Source organism: Candidatus Hydrogenedentota bacterium (assembly GCA_019695095.1).
Classification (GTDB): Bacteria; Hydrogenedentota; Hydrogenedentia; order Hydrogenedentales; family SLHB01; genus JAIBAQ01.
In genome coordinates this window covers 22,704-32,910 of the sequence record JAIBAQ010000058.1, presented here as the reverse complement: position 1 = coordinate 32,910, position 10,207 = coordinate 22,704, and the positions used below count along the sequence as shown (strand labels likewise).

At 56.8% G+C, this 10,207-nt stretch carries 3 protein-coding genes; all 3 read left to right on the top strand.

Translation table 11 applies throughout. From position 1 onward, the window contains the following. The first annotated feature begins 314 nt into the window (after window positions 1–314). The 3 genes from K1Y02_11595 to K1Y02_11585 all read left to right on the top strand — a co-directional run bounded on the left by K1Y02_11595 (window position 315) and on the right by K1Y02_11585 (window position 10,200). Window positions 315–4,535: a M6 family metalloprotease domain-containing protein gene (locus K1Y02_11595; GenBank protein ID MBX7256995.1), complete on the top strand. Its 4,221-nt coding sequence runs from the start codon at window positions 315–317 to the stop codon at window positions 4,533–4,535. A gap of 575 nt (window positions 4,536–5,110) precedes the next feature. Then, window positions 5,111–7,138 carry a serine/threonine protein kinase gene (locus K1Y02_11590; protein ID MBX7256994.1) on the top strand — a complete coding sequence of 676 codons (2,028 nt, stop codon included), beginning with the start codon at window positions 5,111–5,113 and terminating at the stop codon, window positions 7,136–7,138. 353 nt (window positions 7,139–7,491) lie between these two features. Further along, window positions 7,492–10,200 carry a hypothetical protein gene (locus K1Y02_11585; protein MBX7256993.1) on the top strand — a complete coding sequence of 903 codons (2,709 nt, stop codon included), beginning with the start codon at window positions 7,492–7,494 and terminating at the stop codon, window positions 10,198–10,200. The last annotated feature ends 7 nt before the right edge of the window (window positions 10,201–10,207 follow it).

The window sequence follows — 10,207 nt, the reverse complement described above, 5'->3', positions numbered from 1 at the left end:
CCACGCCAGGCGTCTTCACTGAGTGGCGGCGCCCCATCTTGTGGTAAAGTACCGGTGTCCCGGAAGGTGGCTTCAGGTTCTGGGTGAATAGGGGGAATAACGTAACTGAGCCGCTCAGCTTAGAGGGTGGCGGTCCGGTCTCAGTAAAGTCCAGTCGGAATTTTGCCACGAGGATTCTCGTCTCTCCGACGACTACGAGTGCAGCAAGATGTAGAGCACGTAAGCAAGCGAGAGCAGTTGCTGTGGACGGTGTACCGCAGAATGTGAAGTGTCCCATGCACGATCAGAGGTAGTTGGACGTCCAGGAGAAAGGAATGCAGTACTCCGTTAGGCCCACATTGCTCATAAGCAACCCCCAATCCGCAACGCTTGCGCACGCGGTACGGATATATTCCATCAAACAGGCATTGGGCCGGATCCGAGTAACACGATTTGCGCTGTGCGCAACGCTAGTCTCCATCCTTCTATTGTTTGCCTTCGCAGCGCCGGAATCCTATGCGGCGCCAGCTGCTCCGATAGATATCACGTTGAAACAGCCGGATGGATCGAACTTTAAGGCCCAGCTCCGGGGCGACGAATTCTCGAACTGGTATGAGACGGAAGAAGGCTACACGATTCTGGAACAGACGGGAACATGGTACTACGCCGAGAAGTCCGCGACGGGGCAGCTGACGGCGTCTCCGAACGAGGTTGGGACGCTTTCCGAGAAGACGTTGTCCTCAATGCCTCGACATCTGAGGCCACCGGTTGACCCGCGTGCCTTTGAGAAGACTGTTCCGCGTACTCTTGGCGCCGGCGCGACAAAGTCGTTGGTGCATACGCAGCCGGTGCTGACGATTCTCGTGAATTACACGAATATTTCGTTCGCGTACACGGACGCGAATTTCCAGAGCGCGATATACGGGGCGAGCAACAGCGTAAAAGAGTTCTATCTAGAGAATACGTATGGCACATTTACGGTGACGACCGCGAACGAGACGTATGGGACTGCCAACGATGGGATCGTGCATATCACGCGGCCTGTTGTTCATCCAAACATGGGAGGCGGCGACTCGCGGCCGGAAGCGAGCGCTATTCTGAGCGCCGCGAATTCGTATGTGAACTACGCGACCTTCGACAGCAATTCGGATGGAACGATTACGTCCGACGAACTTGCGATCGTGATGATTCTCGCGGGATATGAAAATGCTTACGGCGGAACGTATACGCCGAAGGTGTGGGGACATGCATGGACGCTGTCGTCCGCGCTGATGTTGGATGGCGTCAATCTGCAGCCTTACACCATGTTCGGAGAACGTCACCGAAGCGATGCCGATGATAACCACATGGCAACCATTGGGATCATGTGTCATGAGCTGGGGCACCTTATGCTGGAATTGCCCGACCTCTACGACACGGATGAGAGCTCGGAGGGTATCGGCAACTGGGGACTCATGGGAGGAGGCAGTTGGAACTACATCGGGACTTGGGCAGGAGATTCTCCCGCGCACTTGTCGGCGTGGTGCAAGTCAGCCTTGGACATTGTGACGCCGACAGATGTTCTCTCCAGCACGACTGGCGCCAACATTCTTGAAGGAAGCAGCAATGCGTCCATCTTGCGGTTGTGGGTGGACAAGTACCGGATCGGGGAGTACTTCCTGATTGAGAATCGGCAGCAATCCGGTTTCGATGCGGGCCTTCCGGGAAATGGGCTACTGATTTGGCACGTAGACGATCGGATGACAGACAACACCGATGAGTCGCACAAGTGGGTGGATCTTGAAGAAGCTGACGGTCTAAATGGACTTGATCTGCTGACGAATCGGGGCGATGCCGGGGATACGTATCCGGGAATTATGAACAATACGACGTTCAACAATACCAGTAATCCCAATTCGAAAGACTACACCAATACCGCGACTGGAATAGCTGTTACGAGTATTTCGAGTTCGGGCGCGAGCATGACGGCCAACATCGTGCCCAGTGCTACGGGAGGCATGGGCGACCACGTACGCTACGACGAGAATGGCGCGACGGGGTATGCCTTTGGGTATTCATCGTCCACCGCGTGGACAGCGCTGCAGGTTACGAACGACACCACGATGAATAGCCTCGATGGATTTGAGGTGTACATCAATGATTCTTCCGCGACCGTTGACTTCTATCTGTATTCGACGATATCTGGAGGAGTGCCTACCACGCTCCTCTATAGCCAGACAGGCTTTAGCGCCACCGCGGGGTGGAACCGGTTTCTGCTTAGCACGCCGCAATCGTTTCCCGCTTCCAGCGACCGGGTGATGGTACTGAAAATTGTAAACGCGAGCTTCGGTTTTCCCGCGGGCGTGGAATACGCGGGGAATTACTCCGGGCGGAGTTACATCGACTTCGACGGTGCGGGAGCTTTTTCCGCTCTTCCCGAAGACCTGAACCAGGTCGTCCTGCTGAGTAGCCCGTATCCGGCAGTGAATTCTGTTGTGCGAGTGGGAACTTCGCCAACCAACGCGGCTTCTGTAGACTTCACGGTGACGTTCAATAAGGCTGTGACCGGTGTAGATGCCACGGATCTCTCCCTTAGCGCCAGCGGTGTGACTGGCGCGTCAATCACGTCAGTAAGCGCGGACGCGGGAGCGACAAGGACCGTTTCGGTGTCGACAGGAACAGGCAGCGGGACCATCCGTCTCGATGTAGTCGACAACGATTCGATCGTAGACGGAAATGGAGAGAAGCTCGGAGGCGTGGGTTCGGGAAACGGCAGTTTCTCTTCTGGAGAGGTTTACACCATCGACAAGTCCGCGCCGAACGCACCGAGCGTGACGGGAACGACACCGACGAACGATACGACGCCAACGTGGTCGTGGAGTTCCGGGGGCAACGGAGGAAACGGGACATACCGGTATCAGTTGGACAGCCAATCGGGAGCATGGACAACGACAACGAGTCTTTCGTACACGCCCGCGACAGCTCTGTCTGCTGCGGCGCACACCTTGTACGTGCAGGAGCGCGATGCTGCGGGCAATTGGTCCGCGAGCGGAAGCTACACGATTACGATTGATACCACCGCGCCGAATGCGCCGAGTGTGACGGGGACAACTCCGACAAACGACACGACGCCGACCTGGTCGTGGAGTTCTGGCGGTGGAGGAGGGAATGGGACGTACCGTTACCAGTTGAACAGCCAGGCGGGAGCGTGGACAACAACGACGAGTCTTTCCTATACACCGGCGACGCCGCTATCCGACGCAACGTATACGTTGTATGTGCAGGAGCGCGATGCGGTAGGTAATTGGTCGGCAAGCGGCAGCTTCGCGATTGCGTTGGATGCCACGCCTCCCAATGCGCCCAATGTATCTGGCACTTCGCCGACGAACGACACAACGCCGACCTGGTCGTGGACTTCAGGTGGCGGGGGCGGTAACGGGACGTACCGTTACCAATTGAATAGCCAGGCGGGAGCATGGACCACGACGACGAGCTTGTCGTATACACCCGTGACTGCATTGTCCGAGGGCGCCCAGACGTTATATGTGCAGGAACGCGATAACGCGGGCAACTGGTCAGCGAGCGACAGTAAGTCCATCACCATAGACGCGACGCCGCCAACCGTGAGTATCAGCGCTCCATCGTCGACGGTAACGGCAACGGGACCGGTGACGTTCAGCGTAACCTATACTGAAGCAAGCGTGGTCACTTTGGACAATGGGGATGTAAGCCTTAACGCTACCGGTGATGCCAATGCGACCATAACCCTGAGTGGGCTTGGCAGTTCTGCGCGTACGATTACGCTTTCAAGCATTACCGGTAACGGCACACTGGGAATCTCGCTTGCCGCGGATACCGCGTTCGACTACGCAGGCAACAAGGCTCCGGCGGCAGGTCCAAGCGCGACGTTTACCGTGGATAACACGGCGATAGCTGTCAACATCGGGGCGCCGTCTTCGATGCTGACCAAGAGTGGGCCGGTGTCGTACACCATAACCTACGACAACGCGGCCTCGATTTCGCTGGACGAGACGGATGTTTCGCTGGTAACGACCGGTACAGCGACGGGGACAGTAAACGTGTCCGGCGCGAAAGCGAAAGATGCGCAGACCCGGACGGTGACAATAAGTGGTATCACGGGCGACGGGACCTTGGCGATTGGTATTGCATCGGGGACCGCGTTGGACAGTTCAAGCAACAGCGCCCCCGCAGCAGGTCCAAGCGGCACGTTCACGGTGGACAATACAAAGCCGGTGATCACACTGGTCGGCAGCAATCCAGTCTACGTGACGGAAGGCAATGCCTATTTCGAAGCGGGTGCGACGGCATCGGACAATATCGATGGAGACATCAGCGGCAGCGTGGTTGATGACAGTAACCTGGTGGATACGAATTCGCTGGGGACATACACGGTGACGTACAACGTGACGGACGCGGCGGGCAATGCGGCCGATAGCGTTACGCGGACGGTGATCGTGGAGGCAGAGAGCTCCGCGGTGCCCATTGCAGCATGGCCGGTCGCATTGGTGCTACTTGCTGTTGGTACCGTCATAGTCCGACGAGCAAGAAAGCAGTAGTCCGCAATCTGCACCGGCGCGATTGAGCGCCGACGCAAATTGCTCACGTGCAAGACTTTTAGGTTATGCCATGAGGATTTCTCGCGGACACACTCTGTTCTCGGAGAAACGCCTTGTTTCTCGCCGCAAGTCTCGCAAACACAGCGGTTACGAGAGGGGTTCAAGTGTGTTCGTGAGAAATCCGGGGTAGACTTGCCGTCTCAAGAGGTCATCAGGCCGCTCGTGGTTTCATGGTGTGTGGAGTCCGCGTCGAAAAACTTCTCTCCAAATGATACTATTGGACGTGGCTTGTTTGTGAAATTCGGTCGGATTTCTCACGGACTCACGGCCTGATCTCTCGTAATGAGTTCGCTTGCGAGACGTTTAACGGGGAATGACGGAGTCCTCTGCAGACGGTGTGAGACCGCGAGAAATCCTCCCGGCATAACCACAATGTCTTGTAGGCGAACAATGTAAGCAGGCGCTCCGATGCGCCAGTGCATTGTGCGGGTTTGGTGGGTCTTTAATTGCCGCATTTTGAGGCTGGTCACCGCTTTGGCAAATACCGATTCATTCGCTTCCTGGGCAGGGGGGCGATGGGTGTAGTGTACCTTGCCGAGGACGAGACACTGGGCCGGGAAGTGGCGCTGAAGATTCTCGACCGAAGTATCGTAACGGACCCTGATTTTGGCGCGCGCTTCCGTCAAGAAGCGAAGACCATCGCTCGATTGCAGCATCCTAACATTGTCCCTATTCACGCGTTGGAAAACATCGATGGCGATCTCGCGATCGATATGGCCTACATCGATGGCGGCCCGCTGATCAACTCTTCGGCGAGCATTGAGCAGGCGCTGCGCTGGACCGTCGATGTGCTGAGTGGTCTTGAGCGCTGCCACGATGCTGAGATTGTTCATCGGGACGTGAAGCCCAGCAATATTCTATTGTCGACCGACGGGCGCGCGTTACTATCGGACTTTGGACTGGCCAAACTACTGGCGGTTCACCAGTCCACTTCTCTTCGAAGCACTTCTTCCTCCTGCATGTTTGTCGGAACTCCCATGTACGCGCCGCCAGAAGCATGGGAGGGTCTGGAACCGACACCAGCTTGGGACGTGTATTCCGTTGGGATGGTGTTGTACGAAAAGCTGGCGGGAAAGCTGCCCTACGACGCGGAAACGCCGTTGGCCCTGTTGAAGCAGATGCTTGCGAAGCCGATTCCACCCCTCTCTGAATTGGTATCCAATGTGTCGCCGGAACTGAGTAATGCCGTTGATGCCATGCTGATACACGACCTCAATGCACGGACCCCCGACGCTTCGGCAGCGCTGGACCGCCTGCAAAAATCGCCGGAATTTGAGCGGGCAAGCAGGCTGAGTGGGGCAACACTTGTTCCTCGCATGGCAAAACCGAAATCGCTCATGCGCCAGAGAGCGACGCGGTTCTTGCGCAGAGCATGGATGCCAGCGGTTTTGACAATTGTCTTAGGTTGGGCAATCTGGGCCATCAACACGTATAGCAGAGACGCCGGACCCGAAGCATTGGATCTGACCAAACCGACCGTGTTTGACACACTGGACCCAGCCGGTCCGTCGGTCTGGAGCGCCCACTGTCTGATCGAGCCTTCCGGAGCCCCTGGCACTTGGCGCGTATTAGCGACGGGCGATACGCACCTTTGGATGATGCGTGCGACGCGACGGGATGATGGTCATATCGATTTGGACGGGCGTTGGGCCGAGTATAGCGATCCGACAGCAAGATTGTTTCAATACGGTGAATGCAGCGGGGTCGGACGGTTTGACAAGGCGCACAGCGAATTTGGCGTCACGCTTACATTCAGGGATGTGCTGGACGGGGAGAAGTGGACCAGGGCGTTATTCATGCGTCCGTCCAAGGGCGTTGGGGGTAGCCAAGCATTTCTGGACAGACTGAAGCAGGCCGACTACATTTCCGCTCTACTATACAATGAGCTCCAGCCCCGCAATGCGGATTGGCTCGACGAATTCGAAAATACCTGGTTGAGTCGAACGACTCGCATTGTGAAGGTTCCATTTGTTGACGAAACGAGGACACCAGTCGTCGTGGACGGCGTCTTGGATGAACCTATGTGGGAGTCCCCGTTGACCGGCGACACCCTGGACGCAGGTCGCTTGGATTCAGAAGGCGCGAAGGGCTCGATGCTAGAATTGAGGTATAGCGTGAAGGCCCTGTACGTAGGAATTCGGGGTGAAGCTATTCCATCCGCGACTTTTGCGGAGATTGGGTTATTGCGCCTATTCGATGTGCGCACGGCGGACTCGCCGAGGTGGATGGCCCGAATCCAAGGCCAACAAGTCGTTAACACGTTGAACTTGGTTCGACAGCAGCAGGTTCCCTGGCAATGCGATTGGCAGGGGTGCATTGTGCAGGACGGCAACCGGTGGAGTGCCGAGATATGTGTCCCGTTCGAGGGAATGGCTCCGGCGCAGATCCCTGTAGATGAGCAGCGATGGAGAATGACGTGCAGTCTTCGCCGGGCAGGCGAAGAGATAAATTCGACGCCAGTTGCCTACTGGGGAAGCCCCACGCTGCTCGATGTGGAGCGCGGTATCGTCTTGCGGTTCGAGTCTCGGGAGCTGAGTCGCTAGTCTGCTTACGGAAAAGCGGCAATCTCTGGAGCGATGGGTATTGCGAACTGAAAGCACCATGCGGCGGATTGCAGCGTTGTCCGCAGAGGGTGTTTGCGTGATTATGCAAGCCGGAGATGGTCCGCAATTTGAATCGGCGCTATTGAACGCTGATGCAAATTGCTCACGAGCAAGACTTTGAGGCTATGCCATGTGGATTTCTCGCGAACACACACTGTCTTCAGAGAGCTGCCTGGTTTTTCGGCGTAAGTCCCGCAAACGCACTGGTTGCGAGAGAAGGTAAAGTGTGTTCGTGAGAAATCCGGAGATAGTCCCGCATGGAAGGCCATGATAGGGGCGCGGAGCGGGTGTCAATGTCGAGGGTGATCAAATCGATCAGTGTCACACTGGCCGTCTGTGCTAGCTGCATTGAGGCATCGGCGCAAGTCTCACCTATAATCACCATCTTGGAAGTCGGCCCAACCGCGCCGAATCCACCCTCTTCATCTCCGATGTACCTTACCGCGTGCGGCGATTATGTCTATTTCTCGGCGGATGACGGTGAGAATGGTCGGGAACTCTGGTCGGTGGATGTGTCTGATCGCTGTCAGCTTTCAGTCGATCTCGAAGATGGCGCTAAGGGATCGAGCCCCAAAGTCCTTAAAGATATGGGAGGCGGAGTACTATTCTTCTCCGCGGAAGTGACTTCAAACGGCTTTGGAAGAGAAGCCTATCTTCGAGAGAGCGAGGCGAGCGAACTGGCGCTCCTGGGCGACCTTGCGCCGGGCAACTTGTCCTCGGATCCTGAACCAAGCGCACGCGCCGGCTCCTGGATTGTCTTCAATGCATCGCCAAATCTGAACCAGCGCAATGTGTTTGTTACACAGGCGAGTGGGCGTCCTTGTTTTAAGGTTGAAATACCGGCCTCAACGGGGCAGTTTTTTACGGCGCTTCTGGGTGATGACAGAATCCTGGTGGCGAGCAGGAACTTGTTGTACGCATTTCAGCCTGAATCGCGCGAAGTCTCGTTGATTAGCGACGGTAGAGGTGGCACCTCCATCATCGACCATTTAGTGTCGCTGGGTTCACGAGCTCTGTTCCGCTACCAAGACGACGCATGCGGGAGCGAGTTATGGGTCACGGATGGCACGCAGGAGGGGACGCGGCTACTGAAAGATGTGCGGCCGGGACCCGCTTCTTCCGAGATGGGCTCGATGACGGTCATTGGGGACGTAGCATGGTTTCAGGCGAACGACGGCGAGCACGGGAATGAACTCTGGGTGACCGACGGCACCGCCGAAGGCACGGTGATGGTGAAAGATGTGTGCCCTGGCGCGGGAGGAAGTGATCCGCACTATTTCGAAAAGGCCGGCGACTATGTGTATTTTTTTGCCAATGACGGCCAGCACGGAATCGAGGTGTGGCGAACCGATGGTACAAACGCTGGAACGCAACTTCTGGTAGACCTCTTCCCCGGGAGTGTGGGAAGTGAGCCGTGGTCTCCCGAGGAGTTTCGAGGCAAGCTCTATTTCTGCGCTAATTCAATCGAGTTTGGCGAAGAGGTGTTTTGCACAGATGGGACCGCACAAGGGACGACGCCGCTCGCGGATATTGTCCCAGGAACGGGTTCGTCGGGCCCGGACAGTCTGACGAATCTGAAGGAAGAGCGCCTCTTCTTTACCTGCAACGACGGAGTTCACGGGGAGGAGCTTTGGGGAAGTGACGGGAGTGCCGCGGGCACTCGGCTCGTCGCGGATATTTGGAAGCATGCATCTCAGAAGAGTCCCTCGGCGAGCCCGCACGATTTGGCGATAGTAAATGGACGCCTGTGCTTTGGAGCGACCAGTCGAGAGTGCGGCGACGAACTATGGCGTAGCGATGGTACAACCGAAGGCACGCAGATAGTGACGGACATCCGCGCAGGTTCCGAGGACTCAAGGCCCGAATTGCTGGCAAACCTTGGAACCGTTCTACTGTTCAGTGCCGAGGATGAAACAAGCGGACGGGAACTCTGGCGGACGGATGGAACAGCCGAAGGTACAGTGCGCGTGAAAGATATCTGGGCTGGCAAGCAGGGGAGCTGTCCACGGATGGGAGTGGCTTCACGAGGCAAGGTGTATTTCGTAGCGGAAGCCTCTCCGAACGCACCTCGCTTGTGGGAAACAGACGGGACCGAGGAAGGGACTTCGATCCTGGCGCATCAACCGGAAACGGAGGCGGGTGCTGCAATCGAAGAAGTATTCGTGTTGCGAGAGCACATCTTCATCTATACATCCGGAGAAAGCTCGATGAGTGCGCTCTGGGTGCTTGACGAAGATGGCACTCTGCGTAAGCTCTACATGGCCAATCCGCTCGTCGACATGGCGGTCTTGCTTGGGCAGGCTAAAACCGAGCCCACGCAATGGGAGCAGAAGATCGAAGGGCTTCCCGTCCCATTGATCAGTGCCATCCATCCGCCCGGCTCCAAGCGCTCTCTGTGTCCCTTCGTCGACATTGGGGGAGTCGTACTCTTCGCGGCGCACACGTTTGAGACCGGGGCGGAGTTGTGGAGTACAGACGGCACTCCGAATGGAACTCGGCTAGTCTCCGACTGTTTTCCCGGACAGGCCAGTTCAAGCCCGTCGTTGCTTGCCGCATCGCCGACGGAGCTTCTCTTTGTGGCCCATCATCCGCAGTATGGCCGTGTGGTTTGGACATCCAACGGAACCACGAAGGGCACGGGTGTTATTACGCTTGTCGACAGGGCGGGACATGCCGGTTTCCCCGTCGTCGCATCGGAAGGGCGCTTCTTGGACGACAACGCCGCTGTGTTCTCTGGATCCATCATGCCCGACGCGACATTTGACCGGGAATTGCTGGTTATCGATCGACGGGTTGGAAACAACGATCTCCGAGCGAGGGGACGGCTGGCGGAGAATCAATCTGCGCGAGTACACAGCATTACGCCGATGGGAGACGTGGTCTTCTTTGTCGCAGACGACGGGATTGCGGGCGAGGAGCTTTGGAAAGCGAGTCTAGTCGATAATCGGTGCTCGATGGTGCGCGATATTTATCCGTATATGGATTCGAAGGTTTCGGAATAGGGGGGCA